This is a genomic window from Spongiibacter sp. C9W (assembly GCF_057370015.1).
On record NZ_CM170672.1, the window covers coordinates 1,076,022 to 1,098,883 of the forward strand.

24 protein-coding genes are annotated in these 22,862 nt (G+C 55.6%); 12 read left to right on the forward strand and 12 right to left on the reverse strand.

The window, feature by feature from the left end; genetic code table 11:
* Both flgM and AC2Q8J_RS05205 read left to right on the forward strand, forming a co-directional pair.
* Entirely contained in the window at positions 1-306 is a 306-nt protein-coding gene (gene flgM / locus AC2Q8J_RS05200) for a flagellar biosynthesis anti-sigma factor FlgM (protein WP_486452300.1), read from the forward strand.
* Entirely contained in the window at positions 303-695 is a 393-nt protein-coding gene (locus tag AC2Q8J_RS05205; protein ID WP_286837677.1) for a flagella synthesis protein FlgN, read from the forward strand. The genes flgM and AC2Q8J_RS05205 overlap by 4 nt, the downstream gene beginning before the upstream one ends.
* A 47-nt stretch (positions 696-742) precedes the next feature.
* On the opposite strand, the gene dinB is transcribed toward AC2Q8J_RS05205, so the two are convergent.
* On the reverse strand, positions 743-1,843 hold the full coding sequence (dinB, locus tag AC2Q8J_RS05210; RefSeq protein ID WP_486452301.1) for a DNA polymerase IV: 1,101 nt from the start codon (positions 1,841-1,843) through the stop codon (positions 743-745).
* A 102-nt stretch (positions 1,844-1,945) separates the two neighbouring features.
* Here dinB and AC2Q8J_RS05215 point away from each other — a divergent pair, with 102 nt between their 5' ends.
* Entirely contained in the window at positions 1,946-2,347 is a 402-nt protein-coding gene (locus AC2Q8J_RS05215) for a hypothetical protein (protein ID WP_486452302.1), read from the forward strand.
* A gap of 6 nt (positions 2,348-2,353) precedes the next feature.
* Here AC2Q8J_RS05215 and AC2Q8J_RS05220 read toward each other — a convergent pair whose 3' ends face one another.
* Positions 2,354-2,659 (reverse strand): DUF1244 domain-containing protein, encoded by a 306-nt coding sequence (locus tag AC2Q8J_RS05220; RefSeq protein ID WP_445655109.1) that lies wholly within the window; start codon positions 2,657-2,659, stop codon positions 2,354-2,356.
* Positions 2,660-2,764: 105 nt separating this feature from the next.
* Between AC2Q8J_RS05220 and AC2Q8J_RS05225 the strand changes: the two genes are divergently transcribed.
* A complete protein-coding gene (locus AC2Q8J_RS05225) occupies positions 2,765-3,343 on the forward strand; it encodes a hypothetical protein (RefSeq protein WP_486452303.1) in 579 nt (192 codons plus the stop codon).
* On the opposite strand, the gene AC2Q8J_RS05230 is transcribed toward AC2Q8J_RS05225, so the two are convergent.
* Both AC2Q8J_RS05230 and AC2Q8J_RS05235 read right to left on the reverse strand, forming a co-directional pair.
* Complete coding sequence (locus AC2Q8J_RS05230) at positions 3,340-4,494, reverse strand: helix-turn-helix transcriptional regulator (protein ID WP_286837673.1); 1,155 nt, start codon at positions 4,492-4,494, stop codon at positions 3,340-3,342. The two genes, AC2Q8J_RS05225 and AC2Q8J_RS05230, sit on opposite strands and share 4 nt — an antisense overlap.
* A gap of 91 nt (positions 4,495-4,585) precedes the next feature.
* On the reverse strand, positions 4,586-5,374 hold the full coding sequence (locus AC2Q8J_RS05235) for an SDR family oxidoreductase (protein ID WP_027872900.1): 789 nt from the start codon (positions 5,372-5,374) through the stop codon (positions 4,586-4,588).
* A gap of 117 nt (positions 5,375-5,491) precedes the next feature.
* Here AC2Q8J_RS05235 and AC2Q8J_RS05240 point away from each other — a divergent pair, with 117 nt between their 5' ends.
* Positions 5,492-6,190: a hypothetical protein gene (locus AC2Q8J_RS05240; protein WP_486452304.1), complete on the forward strand. Its 699-nt coding sequence runs from the start codon at positions 5,492-5,494 to the stop codon at positions 6,188-6,190.
* A gap of 15 nt (positions 6,191-6,205) precedes the next feature.
* Here AC2Q8J_RS05240 and AC2Q8J_RS05245 read toward each other — a convergent pair whose 3' ends face one another.
* The 4 genes from AC2Q8J_RS05245 to AC2Q8J_RS05260 form a co-directional block, all read right to left on the reverse strand.
* On the reverse strand, positions 6,206-7,759 hold the full coding sequence (locus AC2Q8J_RS05245; RefSeq protein ID WP_424142586.1) for an ATP-binding protein: 1,554 nt from the start codon (positions 7,757-7,759) through the stop codon (positions 6,206-6,208).
* Positions 7,759-8,310 (reverse strand): YfiR family protein, encoded by a 552-nt coding sequence (locus AC2Q8J_RS05250; RefSeq protein ID WP_486452305.1) that lies wholly within the window; start codon positions 8,308-8,310, stop codon positions 7,759-7,761. Before AC2Q8J_RS05250 ends, AC2Q8J_RS05245 begins: the two co-directional genes overlap by 1 nt.
* Positions 8,310-10,223: a TonB-dependent receptor plug domain-containing protein gene (locus AC2Q8J_RS05255; RefSeq protein WP_486452306.1), complete on the reverse strand. Its 1,914-nt coding sequence runs from the start codon at positions 10,221-10,223 to the stop codon at positions 8,310-8,312. The genes AC2Q8J_RS05250 and AC2Q8J_RS05255 overlap by 1 nt, the downstream gene beginning before the upstream one ends.
* Positions 10,224-10,329: 106 nt before the next feature.
* Complete coding sequence (locus AC2Q8J_RS05260; RefSeq protein WP_486452307.1) at positions 10,330-11,874, reverse strand: acyl-CoA synthetase; 1,545 nt, start codon at positions 11,872-11,874, stop codon at positions 10,330-10,332.
* A 207-nt stretch (positions 11,875-12,081) separates the two neighbouring features.
* Between AC2Q8J_RS05260 and AC2Q8J_RS05265 the strand changes: the two genes are divergently transcribed.
* On the forward strand, positions 12,082-12,885 hold the full coding sequence (locus AC2Q8J_RS05265) for an acyl-CoA thioesterase (protein ID WP_486452308.1): 804 nt from the start codon (positions 12,082-12,084) through the stop codon (positions 12,883-12,885).
* A gap of 93 nt (positions 12,886-12,978) precedes the next feature.
* Here AC2Q8J_RS05265 and AC2Q8J_RS05270 read toward each other — a convergent pair whose 3' ends face one another.
* The 3 genes from AC2Q8J_RS05270 to AC2Q8J_RS05280 form a co-directional block, all read right to left on the reverse strand.
* The gene (locus AC2Q8J_RS05270) at positions 12,979-13,419 is read right to left on the reverse strand and encodes a hypothetical protein (protein ID WP_204996942.1); all 441 of its coding nucleotides are present in this window, start codon (positions 13,417-13,419) and stop codon (positions 12,979-12,981) included.
* Between the two features lie 89 nt (positions 13,420-13,508).
* Complete coding sequence (locus AC2Q8J_RS05275) at positions 13,509-14,645, reverse strand: acyl-CoA dehydrogenase family protein (protein WP_486452309.1); 1,137 nt, start codon at positions 14,643-14,645, stop codon at positions 13,509-13,511.
* Between the two features lie 51 nt (positions 14,646-14,696).
* Positions 14,697-15,884 (reverse strand): acyl-CoA dehydrogenase family protein, encoded by a 1,188-nt coding sequence (locus AC2Q8J_RS05280; RefSeq protein ID WP_204996940.1) that lies wholly within the window; start codon positions 15,882-15,884, stop codon positions 14,697-14,699.
* Positions 15,885-16,132: 248 nt separating this feature from the next.
* Here AC2Q8J_RS05280 and AC2Q8J_RS05285 point away from each other — a divergent pair, with 248 nt between their 5' ends.
* Positions 16,133-16,567 carry a Zn-ribbon domain-containing OB-fold protein gene (locus AC2Q8J_RS05285; protein ID WP_424144287.1) on the forward strand — a complete coding sequence of 145 codons (435 nt, stop codon included), beginning with the start codon at positions 16,133-16,135 and terminating at the stop codon, positions 16,565-16,567.
* Positions 16,568-16,595: 28 nt separating this feature from the next.
* Positions 16,596-17,783 carry a lipid-transfer protein gene (locus AC2Q8J_RS05290; RefSeq protein WP_486452310.1) on the forward strand — a complete coding sequence of 396 codons (1,188 nt, stop codon included), beginning with the start codon at positions 16,596-16,598 and terminating at the stop codon, positions 17,781-17,783.
* Between the two features lie 76 nt (positions 17,784-17,859).
* On the opposite strand, the gene msrA is transcribed toward AC2Q8J_RS05290, so the two are convergent.
* Positions 17,860-18,501, reverse strand: a complete 642-nt coding sequence (gene msrA, locus AC2Q8J_RS05295; RefSeq protein ID WP_424144286.1) for a peptide-methionine (S)-S-oxide reductase MsrA — start codon at positions 18,499-18,501, stop codon at positions 17,860-17,862.
* A gap of 214 nt (positions 18,502-18,715) precedes the next feature.
* Here msrA and speD point away from each other — a divergent pair, with 214 nt between their 5' ends.
* From speD to AC2Q8J_RS05315, 4 genes are all read left to right on the forward strand, one after another.
* A complete protein-coding gene (gene speD, locus AC2Q8J_RS05300; protein WP_027872911.1) occupies positions 18,716-19,171 on the forward strand; it encodes an adenosylmethionine decarboxylase in 456 nt (151 codons plus the stop codon).
* Positions 19,164-20,018, forward strand: coding sequence for a polyamine aminopropyltransferase (gene speE, locus AC2Q8J_RS05305; RefSeq protein ID WP_204996937.1), 855 nt, complete (start codon positions 19,164-19,166; stop codon positions 20,016-20,018). Before speD ends, speE begins: the two co-directional genes overlap by 8 nt.
* Positions 20,019-20,173: 155 nt before the next feature.
* Positions 20,174-22,438, forward strand: coding sequence for an Orn/Lys/Arg family decarboxylase (locus AC2Q8J_RS05310; protein ID WP_486452311.1), 2,265 nt, complete (start codon positions 20,174-20,176; stop codon positions 22,436-22,438).
* A gap of 175 nt (positions 22,439-22,613) precedes the next feature.
* Positions 22,614-22,829: a hypothetical protein gene (locus AC2Q8J_RS05315; RefSeq protein WP_486452312.1), complete on the forward strand. Its 216-nt coding sequence runs from the start codon at positions 22,614-22,616 to the stop codon at positions 22,827-22,829.
* Positions 22,830-22,862 lie beyond the last annotated feature (33 nt).

Genomic DNA, 22,862 nt, shown 5'->3' on the forward strand with positions numbered 1-22,862 from the left:
ATGGTCGATCGAATTAATGGCGGCCCACTCGGCCAGCCAAGAAGGCTCGACAATAACCCGTCTTCAAGCGCGACCAACGCCGCGGATGCCGGTGCCACGTCGCCGCTCGAATCGGCAAGCACACCAGCGGCTGATAGCAGCCTGGTTGATCGCGCTCGAACCGCAATTGCCGGCAGCGACGGTATCGACCGCCAAAAAGTGGAGGCGATTAAAACCGCCATTCGCAACGGTGAGTTCACTGTCGACAGCGAACAGGTGGCAAAGGCCTTTGTCGACCTGGAACGACTGACAGATCCTAGCGCATGATGACCGATACCGAGCAACAGTTACTGGCCCATAGCCAGCGCTTTGAAGCGCTGTTAAACGAAGAGTTGGCAGTGCTGCGCGACCACGGCGACGCCGACCGCCTGCGCGAGCTTGCAGAACAAAAAATGGATTGCTGCCAGCAATTAGAGACGCTCGAGCGACTGCGCCAACAGCAGCAGCCAGAGCGGGCGATGTCTGCGGAGGTGACTCAGAGCCTGCGCCGCTGTCGCGATCTGAATGAGCGTATCGGCAGCCTGCTTAGTCGACAGCAAGATTACAATGAACAGGCCATGCACATCCTCGGGCTGGGCAGCCCCGCCCTGCGCACCTATGGCGCCGATGGCCAAACAGGCGCGTCAGCCTACAGCAGACGCCTTGGCGAAGCCTGAATACAAACAACGCAATCTTATCAGTACCGCGCCGGCGCCCGCCGTCGCTAGAAAAGGCTGAGCTGCTGTTGCTCTACCGGCGCGGCGAAACGAACACCCACACCAATCAAGCGAACCGGGGAATGCAATCGCGCCCAGGCCTGTATCATCAGCGGTGGCAGGCAGGCGGGGTCAAGCTTGCCTTCCTGGCGCAATTCGATGGTGGTTACCTTAAATTCCCTGCTCTTCAACTTAACGAACGCGCCCGCGATAGCCTGTTCACTATGTGGCTGCAAACGCCGCTGTAACTCGTCAATGAGTTGAGCAAGTGCTGCATCCGCGGCCTCCCCTGGCGACAGATCCTCGGCAAACGTGCGCTCAACGCTCAACGATTTGCGCTGCCTTTCGGCCTTTACCGGCCGCGCATCCACACCGCGCGCATAACCATATAACTGTCGCCCAAAGCGACCAAAACGCTCCACTAAGGTCAGCTCGCTCCACCCTTGCAGCTGCTCGCAGGTTTCGATGCCCAGTGCCGCCAACTTCGTCGCCATCACTTTGCCGACGCCGTGAATCTTGGTTACCGGCAGCGCACGAACAAAGTCATCGACCTGATCGGGCCGTATCACCGTAAGCCCGTCAGGTTTTTGCCAGTCGCTGGCAATCTTCGCCAAAAATTTATTCGGTGCAACGCCCGCGGAAATGGTGATTCCCACTTCGCGGGCTACCGCTTGCCGGATCGCTTCGGCAATGCGGCTGGCGCTGCCCTGAAAATGCGGCGACTCGCTGACATCCAGGTAGGCCTCATCCAGGGACAACGGCTCGATCAGCTCGCTGTAGCGACTAAATATTTCACGAATCTGCGCAGCAACATGGCGGTACTTATCCATATTCGGCGGGACCAAAATCAGCTGCGGGCAACGCTGCAATGCGGTTGCAGTCGGCATTGCCGAGTGCACACCATAGGCGCGCGCCTCATAGTTGCAGGTAGCGATCACGCCGCGCCGACTGGCCTTGCCACCAATGGCAATCGGCCTACCGCGCAAACGCGGGTCATCACGCATCTCCACCGAAGCGTAAAAACAATCGCAGTCGCAATGAATGATCTTTCTCGTGTTGAGCACCGACACCATGGCGCAGAAAACCCGCTTAAGCCAAATACTGTACAAACATACAGACTTTACGCGAGCAGCTTGCGCTTGTCACTCATGGTAGTGAGGTATACTGTGCGCCACACCACCCACGTTGAATTAAAAAGGAATGCCGTAGCAATGAGTATTGGCAGTTGGACCCCGGACTCTGAAAAAGCCGCTATCACCATTGATCGAGACTTTCTCGAGCGCTGTATAGCACTGAGCGACGACGCGTCCCTGGCAACACTACCCTCGCCGTTCACTGAGGAGGAGCAGCAGCGCTATAGCACCGTCATGCGACTACCCGCTGAGCCCTGGCAACTCGCTGTGGCCGATTTCGACAACGCTGAGCTACTGGCACTCATTCGCTTCTTCACTGTTGCCGAAGAGCGGATTAGCGGCTGGGAAGCTGGCGCAGAATCCCCCGCCATTTGGATCAACAAAGTGTTGCGCAAACGCGGTGAAAAGCTATCTGTTGAGACACTGCGCTGGATTCGCGCAAATAGCCGCAATCGCTTTATCCCCAATGGGGGCCTCTAGGCGCTGCTACTTCTGCTCTTTATTAAACGCTGCCAGCGCTTCGGGGCTGGCTTCTTTTTGGTATTTCGATTTCCATTGCGAATACGGCATGCCATAGACTCTTTCGCGCGCCGCGTCGTAATCCACCTCTATGCCCTGCTCTTCGGCTGCAGCCGCATACCACTTCGACAAACAGTTACGGCAAAAACCCGCCAGGTTCATTAAGTCGATATTTTGCACATCTTTGCGGCCGTCCAAATGCTCGAGCAAGCGGCGAAAAACCGCTGCCTCTATCGCATCGCTCTGTGACTTGTTCATAATTTGTTCACTCATTCGCTGCATTACTCTGTTCATTATCAGGAAATTTGCTATGTTAAGCCAACGAACAGACTTCCTGCTCGCGACGTACCCCAACACTTTATGACGGAGTCAGAAAGCATGGCTAAACAAAAACTAGACCCTGTAGCGCTGATCAACCGGGAGATTGAATCTCTGGAAGATAAAGTAGAAAAGCTACGCGACCGCTTAATATCCGACGCGGATAAAGCACTGGAGCGCGCTAAGGCGCAAACTGAAAAAGCGCGAGCGAAAATTCGCCAGGAGCAGGAAAAGCTGCGCGAGCTGCAAAAGAAAGCCAAGGAAAATATGGATGCTCGCATACAGCGTCAGATGGAGCGCGCTCACAAGGCCGTGGACTCTGCGCGCGAGCTTGAGGTGGACGCCAAGGCGCTGGTCATTATGGCCCGCGAACAAATGCAGGATTTAAAGGCTGACTATCAGCGTGCCAAAGCTCTGGCTAAGGCTGCCCGCGATGCTGCGCGAGACTTCGACAAGAAAAACCCACCTAAGAAAGCGGCCGCTAAAAAGCCAGCGGCAAAGAAAGCCCCTGCTAAAAAAGCCGCAGCCAAAAAGGCACCCGCCAAAAAAGCCGCTGCTAAGAAAGCTCCAGCAAAAAAAGCACCCGCTAAAAAGGCCGCAGCCAAAAAGGCAGCCGCTAAAAAAGCGCCCGCCAGCTAGTCGTGACGATCGCTGGCCGGCTCGCCGGCCAGCGTGACGACACTATTCAAAATCAACTGAATTAACTGCGTTTGCCGCGCGACGCCGGTTTTCGAAAACACCGAGCTGAGATGCGATTTAGCCGTATTCCGAGAAATATTTAAGCTGAGCGATGCCTCGTCCAGGCTTTGCCCGTTAACCAGTCGCACCGCCAATTTAGACTCTGCAGGTGTTAAACCGAACAGTTCGATTAACACATCACTGGGTGCCTGACGCGGTGCCATGGGGTCACTAATGAACACCGCTACGGCCGGACGCCGCTCACCACCGTGGTCACTGTGCGGCAGGGGTCGTATCAGCAGGCTTAAGCCACTCAATGAGCTGGCACCTGCAAGGCGAAAGGCGCGAACACAGCCTGCCTCGCGCTGGTGATGCGCCTGTATTACCTCGCCAAGTAGCATTTTGAAGTCTTGCTGCTCACGCCGATTTTCAAAACTCAGGCGTCCTCCCTGCAATGCGACACCGCGCCCCTGTGCTAACAGGCGCTCGGCCACTGGGTTGCTATTTAAGCTATCGCCGTTGGCATCCAGGGTAATCACGCCCACCGACAAACTGTCGATGGTATTGGCATACAGCACTCGCTCGCGTTCACTTTCACGTAACCGGGAGTGGATTTGCACCGCCTGTTTAATATGTGGCAGCAGTTGCTTGCACAGGGCCTTTTCCCGCGCGCCAAAATCTTCGCGGCTCTCTGGCCGCGTGACGCGCAGCCGTGCCAGTAGCTCCTCACCGTGCCATAAATCGGCACCCAGGATGTGCCGCACATTGGCTGGCTCTATATAATTTTGATAGTACTCGGACGCCTCAAACTCCTCTGCCGACATGTACTCAGCCACGGTGACGACATCGCCATCGGGAAGATTCACAAAGGGGTCTAAGGCAAAATAGGTCTCGTTGTAGGCGCGATAGATTTCCGGCGAAACCACCAGCGCGTTGAGTATCACGCCGGGGTCGTGCTCATTCGGCGGCCGCAGCAGCAAGGTCGCATAGTTACCGCCCAAGGCGTCCCTGAGCTGATCCAGAAACGCCTGCCAGGGGGGCGTTTCCAAAGTGCCGCCGTAGAGCGCGCGCAGCAGAGCGTCCATACGCGGCGAGATAGAAATCTCAGACATAGAAGATCGAGGCCATTGTGATGCAATAGCCTCGATTCTAAGCGCTGACCGCATGGAATTCATCTATAGCGCACTAAATCCTCGCAGCGGTTTAATGTGGCAAGAAATCGCCACCATTTACATCGAGCGCGGCACCGGTCAGCGCTCGGGAGTACTCCGACCCCAAAAACACAGCGGCTTTGGCGCAATCGCCGTCATCGGGTATACGGCGCAGCGGGATATTGGCGGCTACAGCAGCTTTTTGCTCTTCGACACTGGGGCCGCCAGCCTCTGCATTCATTTGGAAATAGCCCTCGACCGACGGCCCCCACATCCAGCCCATATAGGCCGAATTCACACGAATATTGTCAGGCCCCAGTTCTAGCGCCAGGTGAGCGGTTGCACTGGCAAGCGCCGCCTTGGAGGCGCCGTAGCCGCCCTGAGTCGGCATGGGTTTGCGGGTTACCATGGTGTTGATCATCACGATCGCGCCGCCGCCCTGCTTCTTCATTTGCGGCACGACTTCAAGCGTCAGCCCCATGGTGCCGAAGAAGTTCACATCCATGGCGTCTCGCCAGCTGTCCAAATCTGCCTCAGCGATAGGCCCAAAGTTTCCGGGGTTGTAGGCACTGTTAAACAACACGTCGATACGGCCAAATTCGGCAATTGTCTTGGCAACCAGCTCTGCACATTGTTTGCGGTCACTAATATCGGTAGCCACCTTCAATACCGCATTGTCCAGGCCCTCACTGCGAATCAGGGCTTCAGCATCATCGAGCTTACTGGCCGTGCGGGCACACATCGCCACTTTTGCTCCCTGGCGCGCGGCTTCAAGGGCCAGCTCCTGTCCCAAGCCCGGGCCGATACCCGACACAATGACGACTTTGTCTCTAAGCAACATTTTGACTATCCTGTTTAATTATTCGAATTACTTGTCCCTGAAGCCTACCTAGGCTGGACCCGAGCAGCACCACCCGAATGGGTGGAAGCGCCAAGCCAGAATATACAGCGAGGAAACATGCATCTACGTCGATATACCACCTCAGCACTACTCTGCCTGGCCGTGAGCACGCCTGCGCTCGCCGACACATCGCTGCGCCTACAGGCTTCAACGATTGGCGGTGGCGCGGAGCTTGGATACAGCTTTTCCCCGCAATTTGGCATTCGCGGTGGCGCCTTGTACGGCAGTTTTAAACTGGACTTCGAAGGGGATGACAACAACGGTATTGAGGGCGATGAGCTCAGCTACAAAAGCGACGTCGATCTGCGCAATGCCTATCTGCTGACCGACTGGCACCCCAGTGGCAAATGGTTTCGGGTAAGTGCAGGCATATTAATTAACAACAGCTCTGCCAAGGTTATTACCCGCTGCGAAGAAAACTCTCCCGTACCTGGCACCACAAACTGTGAGTTCGGCAACAGCCGCTTTTCGCCCGCGATACTCGGAGATGTTATTACCAACATCGACTTCGAACCGGTGAGCCCCTACCTCGGTATTGGCTGGTCCAGAGCTACCGGGCAAGGTTTTCACTTCAGCGCCGACGTGGGCGTTGCCTACCTCGGGGACGCCAACGTTAAGATTCGCTCGACGGGAAGCTGCAACACCAACCAGCAATGTCGAGAGGAAGTGGCAGCCGAACAGCGCGAAGTTGAAAAGGAATTGGATGACTTGAACCTGTTGCCTATCGCGATGCTCGCGCTGAGTTATCGGTTCTAAGGCCAAATTAGATATTTAAAGACCCGACGGGAAACGAATACGCACCTCAGTTCCTTCCCCTAAGGCAGACAAGACCTCAACCTGCCCTTTCAGCTGTTGGCTGACAAGATTAAAGACAATATGCATGCCCAGGCCACTCCCGCCTGCGCCGCGCTTGGTGGTGAAAAACGGTTCAAAAATCTTTTCTCGCGCCTCTTCATCCATACCGCAGCCATCATCGCTATAGCAGATTTCAATATCGCCGTCGCATTCGGTTACCACCACGCGTATGCGGCCGGCTTCACCGCCTGGAAAGGCATGCATAAGGGAATTCATCAACAAGTTGGTAAATATCTGCGAGATCGCGCCAGGCACGGAGTTGGCTTCCAGTGACGCCTCACAGTCTATTTCTACAGCGATCTGCGTATTCTTCAAGTTTGGTCGCAGACTCAGCAGGGTTTCATCAAAATAGCTTTTTAGATTAAATTTCCTGCGTTCAAAGCTGGTTTGATCCACCGCTACCTGTTTAAAGCTGTGCACTAAGTCTGCCGCTCTGCGTAGATTATTGAGAATAATCTCGGTGGATTGCATGCAGTGTTCGAAGTAATGCTTCAGACCACTGCCGGTCAATTTCCCTTCGTTGTAGGCCTGCTCCGCTTCTATACTCTCGGCGCGCAGCGTCGACGCGGCCGTGACACTCACGCCAACGGGGGTATTCACCTCATGCGCCACACCGGCCACCAGGCCACCCAGTGAGGCCATTTTTTCAGTGGCGACCAACTGTTTCTGTGTTCGGTTCAAGTCCTCTACGGCCTTGCGAAGTTCAGTATTCGCCGCATCGGCCTGATGTATACGGAGCGTCAGCTCTTCCTTCGCTCTGGCCAAGTCGGTATCACGGGTGGCAATGTGAGAGAGCATGACATTAAAGCCATCGATTAATTCTCCGACTTCATCGTCGCCATGCTTGTCGGCGCGCAAACTATAGTCACCCGACAGCGACACTTTTCGCGTGGTATCGAGCAACGCAAGAATCGGCCCGGCAATGAGTTTCTGTAAAGTATTGGATATAACAAAAGCAATACCCACACTGAGCAGAAGCATAAGCAGCAGCAACATAATATCGAGGCGGGTACTTGCCCAAAGGTCGGATAGCTGACGTTCAATCACCAGGCGCCCAAGGCGCTCGCTGCCGAGCCATACATCGCGATTCACTGTAAGCACCTGCAGCTTGGAGGCCTTCACGTCTAACAGGCTTAGCGGGCAGTCCTTGGCATCACTGCCACGCACATAACTGGCAAATAGCTGCGCTTGTTTGGTTTCCCCTTGATACAAACACGCGCGATGGATTTCCGGCATGCCACGCAGCGATGACAATATTTCCTCAGCGGCCTGCGAGTCTGAAAAACTCATTGCCGCCGTTGTATTGAGCGAAAAAACCTCTGCAACGGCCAGCAAATTCTTCTGGACGGTTTCCCGCACGCTAAACCAGTTATACAGCACGAAAACCGTTTCGATCATCACCAACACGATCGTGACCGTGCCGACAATCGACACCAGTATTTTTCGCTGTATCGGCAAATCCCTTAGCATCAGGAACTACCCTTCGCAGCAGAGCGGCGCACCGTTCTCGCCAAGCTCAAAAGCCGCGAACTCACCGACATACCGGAGCGGTGGATATTGGCCTGATTGATATCAAAGCGCAGCTTACCCGACACGATAACAAAACTGATCATGCCGCCCGCATCGATAAAGTCGCCGTTATCGGCGATGGTTAAGATGTGGTCCTGGGGTAATTTTTGCAGCCAGTAGCGCTGTAGCTCTCCGCTATTATCAGCGAGGTATAGCACCTCGCACCCCTCGCTCTCTTCGGGGAGGAGTATCAATCGGCTGCGTATGCCGAGGTCATTGCTCGATTTCGACTTGATTAATGCGGAAAGCGCGATGGCAATGTCGCGGTCACCGACCACGCATATATCAATTGCCTCCTTGCCACCCCGTATCGCCGCTGGGGGCCAACTGATAAAGCGCGTGAAGTTAACCAGATACGCCGCCTTAACGCGCTGCTCCAGGCCTTGCCCAAACGCATTGCCGGCCAGGCCCAACACCAAAGCTATTGCACAGAACCGCCTGCCCCAAATCATTAGAACATCCAGCTCAATTGCGCTTGCACACTGCGCCGTATCTCTACGCCGCCACCAAACTCCGCATGGGCATCGTCATTGAGGTTACTCACGCGCACAGACGCTTCGAGCTGGTCGTTGATACGCCACATTACATTCATATCAATTGCCGCGTAGGCATCAACATTTTGATCATCCAGAGGGCCAATCCATCGTGCCGCAAGGAACAGCGACCAGCGATCATTGATATCCCAATCCAGGCGCGTTTTCAGCTGATGACTGGGATCGTTGGCATCGGCATCGGCAATAGACTGATCCAAACTGCCCGGCGGAGTGGAGGCATCTAGGTCGAAATAGCGATAGCTGGTCAGTAACTCGATGTTTGCTCTTGCTCGCCATCGCGCGGTCAGCTCAACACCGTGGCTGTGCGCGCTGCCAATATTATCGATTAATATCGGTGGCGGCGTCTGAGGGTTAGTCAGGTCATCAGTGAGTCCACGCAGCTCCTCGTACTCGTTATAAAAGCCGGCGATGTCTATGGACAAACTGCCGCTCAACTGCTGACGATACCCCGCCTCCAGCGCCGTCAATTCCTCGGAGTGGAAACTGCGATCACCGCCGAAAAAGCCACCCGAAAACGAGACATCTTGATCCAGACGGTTGGGAATACGAACCGCCCGAGACCAGGCTGCCCATACGGTGCTGTCGGGATTAATTTTATAGCGAGCCCGAATACTTGGTTGAAACTCATCGCCACTGTAATCGTTGTGCTCGAGTTTAGCGCCCAGAGTGAGGCGCAGGCGCTTGTTTAAAAAATTGATTTGATCCTGGATAAACAAATCATAGGTTTCGTCCTCGCGCTTGCGAGGGCTAAAGTCGGTGAGAAAGGGGTTAACATCGCCGATATGATCGCGACTAAACCTAAAGCCACCGCCGATCACCAGCTCCTGCCGCTGCCCGATCTGGCGATTATGCTTCACTTCGAAATCCAGCAGGCGTCGCTGCTCAGAGAAATTCAGTCGATTGTTAAAAGCGCTGCGATCATAGACGAGTTGGTATTCTGAATTCGCCGTACCGGCATGCTGCTGACTTAGACGCATGATCAGGTTTTCGCCGCGGTGATATTCTTGCTTGCCCCCTGTCGGCACAGCCACGTGGCCGCGGTAGGCATCACCCTGAACGGTTAAGCGCAGCGCATCCGATAATTTATTATCAGTGCGAAATCCCGCTTGGCGGTGTACCCACTCATCACCGCTATCCCCGCCACTGGCAGCCTGCTGTTCGCTGTGCCACTGACTTTTGGCATAGACACGATAGAAACCGTCGCCAGCAAACTCATCGCCGTACCTCGCCTCGGTATAGCCTCGATAGTTTCCACCGCCGCCCGCGGCAACCCACCCTCCGAGCGTGTCCTTGGCTGAGCGCGTAACGATATTCACCACGCCATTGACAGCATTCGCCCCCCATAGCGCAGCGCCGGGGCCACGTATAACCTCAATGCGCTCTATGTCGCGCATCACAGTATCTTGGGTATACCAAAATACGCCGGAAAATAACGGCGTATATAAGCTGCGACCGTCCATTAATACTTCGAGCTTATCGGCAAGTGTGCTGTTGAAACCGCGAGCGGTTACCGCCCAGCTATGTGAATCAACCCTTGCTACCTGCAGCCCTGGCACCAAGCGCAGGGCCTCGGCAAGTGTGCGCACGCCGCTGCGGCGAATATCCTCCGCGTCCAACACAAACACTGCCGCGGCGGTATCTTGCAACGGCTCCGCCCGCCGCGAAGCCGAGACCACCTCGATATCCATTAGGTCTTCGAGACTGAGTTCGCCAAGTGTTTCCAACGACGCTAGCTGAATTGTTGACGAGGCGGCGCTCAACGAGAAAGTGACCAGGCCGAGCGCAATACCCGTTTGCAATAAAAGGCGCATAACCATTGTCCGCGTCATTGTTGTTATTTGCTTAGTGGATGACTATTGCATCCACTTTTCAAACTAGGACAAAAGCGCCTACTGCACCATTGCAGCTTTTACCTACTCAAGCCTCCACTGCTGCGGCTTGACGGTATTTTTCTTGGAGGGGTTTTTTATACATTTTCCCGTTGTCCTTCCTCGGTAACTGCGCCTCAAAGAAAAACGCCTTCGGACACTTCAATGCCGAGACAGAGTCACGACACCAGCCTCGCAACCGGTCAGCCAGCTCTGCATTACCAGTGCACCCCTGCTCTGGCTGAACCACCGCGACCACTCGTTCGCCAAACTCCTCATCTGGAAGCCCAAACACGGCGACATCAGCGACCTCTGGGTGAGCAATCAGGGTATTCTCCACTTCTTGAGGATAGATGTTCACTCCACCTGAAATAATCATAAAGTCGCGGCGATCGGCCAGATAGAGATAACCCTCGTCATCGACATAGCCCATATCACCAACCGTAGCCCAGCCCTCGCGGTGGTGAGCGCCAGCGGTCTTCTCCGGTTCATTGTGGTATTCAAAGTCGCCAAAGCCAGAGAAGTAAATCATCCCGGTTTCGCCGCAGGGCAATTCATTGCCATCGTCATCGACGATGTGTACCTCGCCCATCAAAGACTGGCCCACTGAGCCAGGGTGTGCGAGCCACTGCGCGCTATCAATGGCGGTCATGCCAATACCTTCACTGGCGGCGTAATACTCGTTGATAATCGGCCCCCACCATTCGATCATCTTGCGCTTCACATCAGCGGGACACGGCGCCGCCGCATGCGTCGCCGCCTTCAAGGAGCTGAGATCGTATTTGCTGCGCACCGCTTCAGGCAGTTTCAGCAGGCGGATAAACATAATGGGTACCCACTGACTGCAATCCACACGGTATTTTTCGATCGCTTGAAGCGACAGCTCTGGGTCAAAACCGTCCATCATTACCACCGCACCGCCCAGGGCCATTGCCGCCATAACGCTGTGCATGGGGGCCGCGTGGTAAAGCGGCGCCGGCGTCAGATACGTCGACTCACTATTAATCCCCAGGAACGCAGCAATACCCTGCATAACGGCTGGCACCTCGTCAAAGGTTTGCTCGGGTAGGCTGGGTTTAATGCCTTTTGGCTGGCCGGTCGTTCCCGAAGAGTACAGCATCGGAACCCCCGCACATTGCTGCGCTAGTGGTACCGACGGACACTCGGCCATCGCCGCTTGCAGGGAGTCAAAATTGGGCGCCTCACCAGTGCTGATAAACCAGTGCTGTACGGCCGGCAATGCCGACCTGTCTAGTTGCTGCGCCGTTTCAAGGTAGCGAGGTGAACAGATAAACAGCTTGGCCCCTGAATTTTCCAGGATGTACGCCACTTCGGCAGGCCGCAAATGACTGTGCAGTGGCGTGAACACCAAGCCGCTGCGCTGGGCTGCCCAGGCAATTTGAAGAAAGCAGTGGCTATTTTCCATTTGATAGGCAATGTGGTCCCCGGCACGTAAACCGCGGCTGTAAAACAGTTGGGCGAGCTGGTTGGACTGGGCATCCAACTCGGCATAAGTCATTACCTCACCCGTGTTGGCAAGGATACAAGCGGCTTTTTGCGGTTGTTTCTGGGCGTGAAATTGCGGGTGCTGCACGATAGTCACTCCATAAAAATTATTATTGTTTTCGCTCACTACTTTTCTAAGTAGCTTGCTGACGATAAGCGCGCAGCGCTCTGGGATCAAGCCTTGCTCATACCAAAAACACGAGCCAAGACAAGCGGGAATGCACGGCCGTTGTTGTCAGTGAACACATTACCTATACTGGCAAGCACTATGTATTCAAACACAGGGAATCGGCAAATGAGCGCTTTTGACCAACTCATGGCAGCGGTGCGAGGCAGCGACGGCCTTTACACGGCAAATGTTGACGAAAGCTGGCTGCAGGGCCGCACCGCATTTGGGGGGCTTAGCAGTGCCCTGATCGCCCAAGCCATGCGCAGTGAGATAGAGCCAGCCCGCCGCTTGCGCTCCCTGGCAGTAAGCTTTGTTGGCCCGGCCCCCGCTGGCAATCACCAAGTGGCACTTCGCCACTTACGCGACGGCGGCTCGGTTACCCACATTCAAGGAGAGCTGCGCTGTGAGGGTGAAGTGGCTACCGCGATCAATGCGACGTATGGCAAGGATCGTCAATCTGCGGTCGTTGTCGAGGGACCGGCGATGCCGACCTCGATTCCGGCGCCACAGGACTGCATGTTACTGCCTTTCATTGACGGCCTGACACCCGCGTTTACGCAACACTTTGATATGGCGCTCGCCAGTGGTCACCTGCCATTATCGGGGGGAGACAGCGCTGATTTTTCACTGTGGCTGCGTTTTCGCGATACCACTGTGCTTACCGAAAGTGCGCTGATTGCCCTGGCAGATGCACCGCCAATGCCAGGCCTGAATATGATCAAACCGCCTGGGGTTGGCAGTTCGTTGAGCTGGTATTTGGAGTTTCCCAATGCGGTAAGTGCCGGCGATACAGCCGACAACTGGTGGTTTATGGACTACCGCAGCCAAGCCGGGAGTAATGGTTACTTTTGCAACTACGCAACAATTTGGTCACCGAGCGGCGTGCCCATAATGTTTAGCCGCCAAGTCGCAACAGTGTTCGAGAAGTAATGGCGTAGGCCAGTAGAGTCGTAACCAGAAGAAAAAGAGCGAGCCTGTCACACATGGCAGACTCGCATTGGGCCGCTATTTACGGCTGAGAGTTTACGGCTGAGTGTTCTGAATGCTCTGTGCCGAATGGTCTTTAAAGTACAGACGAAATGGCACGTTGCGCTGCTTGCCCAGATAGATATAAAAACCGTAGCGGTCGTTGGCATAGTCCTGAACGAACTCATAGCGAGGGCTGATCGCTGGTGCCTCCGGGTCAACCCGAGGGGCAGTAACCAGCACTTCCTCTATCTCGGTTGGCGGTTGATCGCCCGATGCCGGTAGCGACACCAGTACACGATATTCTGTCTTGCCGGGGACATTCTCCACCGCCTCAACGCGCGCACCCGAGACCGTATCAATAAATCCTACCTGGCTTTCAATAATACCGCTTTGTCGTGAAACCGTTTGTGCCGACGGCTGCGGCTGAGCGCAGGCGGTAACTGCCACCCCCAGCAACAATAAACCGGCGCAAGACAAGCTATGACGCATAGACATGGGCGCATTCCTTTTTATACCGATAATGCGGGAATGCTAACACCTGGCCAAAGGAATAACAGCCAGCTATTTGCGTTCCCGCGCTATCGCTAGGCGCAAAAAGCCTCGCCCGCGGCTATTTTGCTGCCCAGCGCGGCTAGGCTGCGCGCGGAGCTACCCAGCATCATTTCGTTGTGACGCAACCACGTACAGTAGCGCCACAGCGGGTAGTCGCGGTCAATGCCCGTGCCACCGTGCAAGTGCTGGGCGGCGTAGCTAACCCGATGACCAACATCCCCTGCCCACACTTTCGCAATGGCCACTTCGACACTCGCGTCGACACCATCGTCGAGACGACTGATCGCCTGATAGCAATTCAAACGCAGGCATTCCACGTCGATAAAACAATTAGCCGCGCGGTGGCCCACTGCCTGAAATGTCGCAATCGGCACGCCAAACTGCTGACGCTCGGCCGTGTAAGACGCTGTCATCCGCATCGCTTTATCACTGGCACCGAGTTGATGCGCGCACAATGCTGCCATCGTATGCTCGGCGACCGAAGCGAGCAACTGCTGCGCCTGCTCCCCGCGGGCCAGAATATTCTCTGCGCCCACACGCACATTACTGAGCGTCAGCCGGTATTGTGGCTCGTAAGTCGTCACTTCCATCGCTTCAAGCGCAACACCCTCTGCCTGACGAGGCAGCATTACAACAACGGCGCCGTCACCGTCGGTCGCGGCCAGCAGTACATAGTCAGCTTGCGCCGCAAAGGGAACGCAGAGCTTCTCACCGCTGATCAGCACCGCCTCGCCGTCAGTCTGCGCACTGCATAAGCACGGCTGAGTGGGGTCCTCATTGTTCGCTTCCATCAACGCGGCTGTGAGCAACTGTTCACCGCTCACTACTCCGGGCAGTAAACGCTGCTTTTGCTCGGCACTGCCGAATTGCTGCACCGGCATCGCCGCCGAAATACAGTGAGAAATAAATGGCAGCGGAGCAATATTTCGCCCGACTTCTTCTGCAATCAGGGCCGCTTCAAAAAAACCGAAACCCATTCCGCCATATTGCTCTTCAATGGCAACACCCAGCAGCCCCGCCTGAGCAACCTGCTGCCATAGTTCGCGGTCAAAACGCTCCGCCGCGTAGCTGTCGTACTTGGCGAGCTTTTCCGCTGTTACCTGTTCGCCGAGAATTTCGCGCGCAAGGTTTTGCACATCGCGCTGCTGTTCTGAAAGTCCGAAATCCATAACTGTTTTCTCTCTATTCGTTCACTCTTCGCCGGGGTAAACACGACGCATCTAGCGCGATGCCCGGGGCATCCACAAACCGGCGGCGGAAATGATGTCACGCTGAATTTCGTTGGTGCCGCCGCCAAACGTAATAATTGATGCCGTGCGATACAGGCGCTCAATTCGCGATGCGATGGGGTCGGCACCCGGCGTGCGACGATTAATCAGTGACGCTTGGCCAATGACCTCGCCCAACAGGCGATACACCTCGATGAAAAACTCAGACCCGTAGACTTTCGCTGCTGAGGCATCGGCCATATCCAGCTGGCCTTCGGTCATTGCCCACGCCTGCTTGTAGCACACCAGTTTCAGTGCCTCGACACCGGCACGGACTTTCGCCAGGTTGATCTGCACCCAGGGTTGGTCGATGATTTTTCCACCTTCGGGCAGGTCAGTTTGCTGGGCCCAGCGCACTACGTTGTTAAACATTTCTGCAGTGGGTCCAAAGTTCACCAAACTGAGACGCTCGCGGTTCAGCTGGCTGGTAATCAGCTTCCAGCCCGCGTTTTCCTCGCCCACCAGCGCGTCGTCATTCACGCGAATATTGTCGTAGTAGGTTGCGTTGGTGCGCACGCCACCCAAGGTGACCACCGGACTGCACGACCAGCCTGGATCGTTAGTGGGCACCAAAAACATGGAAATACCTTTGTGCGGTTTCGCTGCATCGGGATCCGTTCGGCAGGCGAGCCAAACGTAGTCGCAAAAATGCGCGAGGCTGGTCCACATTTTTTGACCGTTGATCAGCCAGCCGTCGCCGTCGCGCACCGCCGATGTTTTCAAACTCGCCAGATCGGTGCCGGCGCCCGGCTCTGAGTAGCCAATCGCGATCAAACATTCACCCGCGAGAATCTTGGGTACGATCTCTCGCTTCTGCCATTCATTGCCGTGCTCGGCCAGCTGCGGCCCGACCGACTCGGTTGTCAGGAACGGGAAGGGGTAACCCGCGCGCATGACTTCTTCTACGAAAATAAACTGCTCGATGGGGCTCATACCGCGACCACCGAGCTCTTTTGGCCAGCCAACACCTATCCAGCCATCGCGCCCCATTTGCTTGAGCGCCTCGCGCCATAGCGGGCCACCGCCCTCTCCCATGCTCTCGTCGCACTCGGCCTTGAGCTCCGGCGTCATCAATGCCTCGAAATACGCGCGTAATTCTTTGCGCAGCGCATTCTGCTCTGCGCTAAACTCAACTTTCATTGTTGCCTTCCTCTGTGTCGCCGCCAGTCGTTGGCAGTTTTGGTTGACGCTTGTCACCATAATAAGCGGCCGGGTCACCGCGACAATTGCAAAAGCCGTCACCCACATGACATATGCGTTCATAACGCCTTTACGCTGCCACTCAACCATTCAGACGATAGCTCGCGCCAGCAACACTTGCGATCATTTGCGGCTGTTTACCCCTCACTCAATGGTGCCAAAGTTGCACCCTCAAGCGGAGATTCGGCATGAGTGACAAGCCTGTACAGGCGGCAATCGAAGGTTGGTATACCCTCGATACTGATACGCCTCACCTTATCGGCGCAAAGTGCGACGACTGCGGCACCTACTACTTCCCCAAAAATTTGTCCTTCTGTCGCAACCCCAACTGCGAAAGCGAGACATTTAGCGAGGTACAGCTCAGTCGCACCGGAAAAATTTGGTCCTACACCGATGCGTGCTACAAGCCACCCGAGCCCTTTGTCGCGGAAGAGCCCTTCGTTCCCTACGGCATTGCCGCAGTGGAACTGGAAAAAGAACAGATGATCATTCTGGGACAAACGGTCAAAGGCGTCGGCCCCAAAGACCTGAAAGTCGGCCAGGAAGTCGAATTGGTATTAGAACCACTGCACGAAGACGACGAGTCGGTAAAAATTACTTGGAAGTGGAAGCCACTGGGCTGAGCCGCAGACTCGATGACGGGAGAATTCAATGAGTAACGATATCGCCATCTTGGGCGTCGGCATGCACCCCTGGGGCAAATGGGGCAAGAACTTCAGCGAGTACGGCGTGCACGCTGCGCGCGCGGCACTGAAAGACGCCGGCATTCCCTGGCAGGATGTGGGCTTTGTTTCGGGTGCAGCAACCATGCGCTGCGGCTATCCCGGTTATGTTGCCGGGGCGACCTTCGCCCAGGCATTGGGCTGGCAGGGCGCGCAAGTAAATACATCTTACGCCGCCTGTGCCTCCGGCTCCCAGGCGCTCGCCGCCGCACAAGCAAAAATTCTTGCCGGCGAATGCGAAGTTGCCCTAGTTGTCGGCGCCGACACCACCCCCAAGGGCTTCCTCGCGCCGGCCAAAGGCTACCGCCCGGAAGATCCGGATTGGCTGCGTTTTTACCTGGGAATTACCAACCCCACCTACTTTGCACTGTATGCCCGCCGTCGCATGGATTTGTTTGGCGACACAGAAGAAGACTTTGCACGGGTAAAAATTAAAAACAGCGAGCACGGTTTCACCAACCCCAATGCCCGCTACAAGAAAAAATTCACCATGGAAGATGTGATGAACTCGGCCATGGTGGCTGATCCATTGCGTTTGCTGCAAATTTGCGCCACATCGGATGGCGGCGCGGCAATGATTGTATCTAGCATGGACTACGCAAAGCGCCTGGGCAAAGCCGACGCCGTTCGCGTGGCGGCCGTATCAACCGTCACACCCACCTTTGCCAGTGCCGTGGTGGAAATGCCCGATATCGCCACCGACTCAGCGGCCGCAGCGGGCGTAGAAGCCCACCGCTTCCGCGCGGCATTGCCAGCAAAGGCCTATGAGCAAGCGGGAATCGGCCCGGAAGACGTCAACGTTGCCGAAGTCTACGACCTCTCCTCTGCACTGGAAATGGACTGGTATGAAGACTTGCAGCTGTGCCCGCGCGGTGAAGCCGCACAACTGGTGCGCAATGGCGACACCAAGCTCGGCGGCCGTCTGCCCGTTAACCCCTCGGGCGGTCTGGCATGCTTTGGCGAGGCTGTGCCCGCTCAAGCGCTGGCACAGGTCTGTGAGCTGACGTGGCAGCTGCGCGGCGAGGCGGGTGAGCGCCAGGTTGTAGGCGCCCGGGTGGGCATTACCGCCAATCAGGGCCTGTTCGGCCACGGCTCATCGGTAATTGTTAAGAAATAGCCACGACGGCAAACCATAAAAAACGGGGCTCAGGCCCCGTTTTTTTATGCGTATTATTTCAGTCCGACAGAGCCCACTACGAACACGACACACCTGTGCCACCCAAGCCGCAATACCCCCCGGGATTCTTATCCAGATATTGCTGGTGATACGCCTCCGCGTAATAAAACGGCCCCGCTGGCACAATCTCGGTCGTGATCTCGCCATAGCCCGCTGCGGTCAGCTTTTCCTGATACGTCTCGCGGCTTTGCTCAGCAGCAGCGCGCTGCGCGTCCTGGTAGGTATAAATGCCCGAGCGGTATTGCGTGCCCACATCATTGCCCTGACGCATTCCCTGCGTGGGGTCATGGCTCTCCCAAAAGCAGCGCAGCAGGGCATCAAGGCTTAATGCCGCCGGATCAAATACCACCAACACCACCTCGTTGTGGCCGGTCATCCCCGAGCACACCTCCTCGTAGGTGGGATTCGGCGTATGCCCACCGCTGTAGCCCACCGCCGTGGTGTACACACCGGGTAGTTGCCAAAACTTTCGCTCCGCCCCCCAAAAACAGCCCAGCCCCACAACCACTGACTGCAAATGGTCGGGAAACGGCCCCTTAAGCGGTGCCCCCAACACCGTGTGCCGCTCCGGCACAGGCATTTCCTCACGGCGACCGGGCAGTGCTTCGCTCGCCGCTGGAATCGCACTGGGTTTGCGCAAACGGTCGAAAATACTCATCAAAATGCTCCTGTCGGTCACTTGTGGGTAGGCCCACTATGCCCTGATTCACATGGCCCTGACTAGCCCTGAAACCCGCTAGGCCCCTGGCGCTGGGCAACACTGGCCGGCATTGAAATAAACGCCTAAAATTCACCCAGTTTTTTTATTGCTATTTGCCAATAAAACGGTTTAAATCGCCGCCTCTTTCAACCCTGCGGAGGATTTATGCTAGATGAAAAGCTTGGATCTTATGCCTTCTCTGGAGGCGGGCGCTGCCACGACTAACCCGATCACTGCATCGGATGAAAATCTCGATCACTTCATCGTGCGCGATGGCGTTGCCTACGCCGGCACACACCTGATCATCGACCTCTGGGGAGCCTCCCATCTCGATGATATCCCCCGTATGGAAAAAGCCTTTCTGGACTGCGTTAAAGAATGCGGTGCAACCCTGCTGCATATTCATATGCATCATTTCACGCCCAACGGCGGCGTGTCCGGTGTTGCGGTCTTGGCGGAGTCTCATATCAGCGTACATACCTGGCCGGAGCGCGACTATGCCGCCTTCGACGTCTTTATGTGCGGTGACGCCAAACCCGAATTAGCTGTCGGCATCCTGCAAAAAGCCTTCTCCCCCTCACGCATTGAGGTCGGGGAAAATCTGCGCGGGAGAATGGACGATGTCTGAATGGTTCGACGAGACCCTTCACAGCGGATACCACCAAGGATTCCGCGTTAAAAAGGTGCTGTTCGAAAGCAAGACCGAGCACCAGCATCTCGTCATCTTCGACTCTGTCGATTTTGGCCGGGTGATGGCCTTGGACGGTGTTATTCAGACCACCGAGCGCGACGAGTTCGTCTACCATGAAATGCTCGCCCACGTGCCACTTTTGGCCCACGGTAAGGCGAAAGACGTGCTGATCATCGGCGGCGGTGACGGCGGCCTGCTTCGCGAAGTGCTTCGCCATGCCAGCGTTGAGCGCGCCGTGCAGGTCGAGATTGACCAAGCGGTTATCGATATGTGTGTCGAGTACCTGCCGCGGCACTCCAGCGGTGCCTACGATGACCCGCGCGCTGAAATCGTCATTGGCGATGGCATCGACTACGTGCAAAATTGTGGCCGCCAGTTCGATGTTATCTTGTCAGACAGCACCGACCCCATCGGGCCAGGCGAGGTGCTATTCACATCACCCTTCTACGAAGGGATTAAGCGCTGCTTAAAACCCGGTGGTGTATTCGCTGCGCAAAACGGTGTTGCCTTTATGCAACCCGAGGAAGTGCGCACTACCCACCAGCGCCTCTCGCCGTTATTTGCGGACTGTCACTTCTATGCTGCCGCTGTGCCCACCTACGTTGGTGGCATTATGACTTTCGCTTGGGCCAGCGATGACCCCAGCTTACGAGAGCTCGACCTGGAAACGCTGCAACAGCGTTTCGCTGACAGCGGCATCACCAGCCGCTACTACACGCCGGCCCTGCATCACGGCAGCTTTGCCCTTCCGCAATATATTCTCAATATATTGAAAGGCGACTGAAGCCCCGGCCTGTCCACTGCGTCCAGCTGGCAGGCCCAGCCAAATATAGGCGGCCGCCGAAATATCGCGCCGCCCTCTCATTTTTTTTGCAAATCGACTAGTCTAGTGACAGCATCGCCCGTCGACGAGCACTGATATTTTAAAGAGCACCCGCTATGAAATTTCGTTTTCCCGTTGTTGTCATTGATGAAGACTTCCGCTCGGAGAATATCTCCGGCTCCGGCATTCGCGACCTCGCTGACGCCATCGGCCGCGAGGGTATGGAGGTTGTCGGCTTTACCAGCTATGGCGACCTCACGGCCTTCGCCCAACAGGCGAGCCGCGCATCTTGTTTCATCCTTTCAATAGACGATGAAGAATTCTGCGACGGCAGCGACGAAGCGGCTAGTCACGCGCTGAGTGCAATTCAGGATTTCTTGCAGGCTGTTCGTCATCGCAACACCGATATTCCGGTTTTTTTATACGGCGAAACACGCACCTCGCGCCATTTACCCAATGAGATTCTGCGCGAGCTACATGGCTTCATCCATATGTTTGAAGATACGCCGGAGTTTGTTGCCCGGCATATCATTCGTGAGGCCAACAAGTACCTGGAATCACTGGCACCACCGTTTTTCAATGCGCTGATGAATTACGCCAGCGACAGCTCATACAGCTGGCACTGCCCCGGTCACTCGGGCGGCGTTGCCTTTCTGAAGAACCCTGTTGGGCAAATGTTTCACCAGTTTTTCGGAGAAAACTTATTGCGTGCCGATGTGTGCAACGCGGTAGAAGAACTCGGCCAATTACTCGACCACACCGGGCCGGTGAGCGACAGTGAGCACAACGCCGCGCGGATATTCGGCTGCGATCATCTGTTTTTTGTCACCAATGGCACCTCGACGTCAAACAAGGTCGTTTGGCATTCAGTAGTTGCGCCTGGCGATATCGTGGTGGTTGACCGCAACTGCCATAAATCGATTCTACACAGCATTATTATGACGGGTGCGATCCCGGTATTCCTCACGCCAACACGCAACCACTACGGCATCATCGGGCCAATTCCAAAAAGCGAATTTTGCCCGGATGAAATTCGCAAAAAAATTGAAAGCCACCCCTTCGCCCGTGATTTTGCCGACCGCAAGCCGCGCATTTTAACCATCACACAGAGCACCTATGACGGCATTGTCTACAACGTAGAGGAAATTAAAGGCATCCTCGGCGCGACCATCGACACCCTGCATTTCGACGAGGCCTGGCTGCCTCACGCGGCCTTCCATCCGTTCTACAAGAACATGCACGCCATCGCCAATGATCGTCCTCGCGCCGATGACACACTGGTCTTCGCCACGCAATCCACACACAAGCTATTGGCGGGTTTGTCGCAGGCTTCACAAATTCTGGTGCAAAACGCCGAACACAGAAAGCTGGACACCCACCGCTTTAATGAATCTTATTTGATGCATTCTTCCACCAGCCCGCAGTACGCCATTATCGCCTCCTGCGATGTAGCTGCCGCCATGATGGAGCCCCCCGGCGGCACAGCGCTAGTCGAGGAGTCTATTCTGGAAGCCATCGACTTTCGGCGCGCTATGCGCAAAGTCGATGCCGATCACGGTGACGACTGGTGGTTTAAAGTCTGGGGACCGGAGTATCTGGCTGAAGAAGGGATCGGCGAGCGCGACGACTGGGTGATTCACTCCGGCGATCGCTGGCACGGCTTCGGTGATATCGACTCGGGCTTCAACATGCTCGACCCGATCAAAGCGACAATCATCACCCCGGGATTGGATGTCGACGGCAACTTCGACGATACCGGTATACCGGCGTCGATCGTGAGTAAGTACCTGGCGGAACACGGCATCATCATAGAAAAAACCGGCCTGTACTCGTTCTTCATCATGTTCACCATCGGCATTACCAAAGGCCGCTGGAACTCCATGGTGACAGAGTTACAGCAATTCAAAGATGACTACGATGCCAACCTTCCTCTGTGGCGTGTGATGCCGGCTTTCGCTCGCAAACATCCGCAATACGACAAGGTCGGCTTACGCGATTTATGTAACGATATTCACAGCGTATACAAGGAGTACGACCTAGCTCGCATCACAACGGATATGTATACCTCGAAAATCGAGCCCGCGATGATACCTGCTGATGCGTGGGCAAAAATGGCACACCGCCAAATTGAGCGGGTCGCCATTGACGAACTGGAAGGGCGCACAACCGCCATGCTGGTAACGCCCTACCCCCCTGGCATTCCTTTGCTGATTCCCGGCGAGCGTTTCAACCGAACGATTGTCCGCTACCTGCAGTTTGTCAGGGACTTCAACTCGCGCTTCCCCGGCTTTGAAACCGACTGTCACGGGCTTGTGCGAGAAAACATTGACGGTGAAGATCATTACTTCGTCGATGTCGTCATTAACGAGGACAAAGCGTGACGACGGTCACACTTTGACACCCTAGACAGCACTTATTCCTCCAGCGCCCTCACTACGTCACAAAACGCAGCGATAATTGCATTCACAGCGTGTGCGGGGCGCTACCGCTTTTTTTCGCGATTACGCCCTTCCGCAAATACCCAAATGCTAAGCTCTGAGTTATCTTGGGTAGCGTATGACACACAATTTGCGACGCAAGTCGGTATTTTTCACAGGTAAGCTGTTAATTCCTGCGGAAAATACTTATAAAATAGAGAGAGCTTTAACGCTTTTGCTAAGCTGCGGCGATACTTCACAAAGCTACCCCGATGCGCCGCTGACCAGAATCACCATCTGCCACCACTGTCAGGAAGACCTGTTGGCAGCAACGATTGCTAAAAACAAATTTTGACTGCTCGCTCCTTATTCTCAGCGAGCGGGTCGA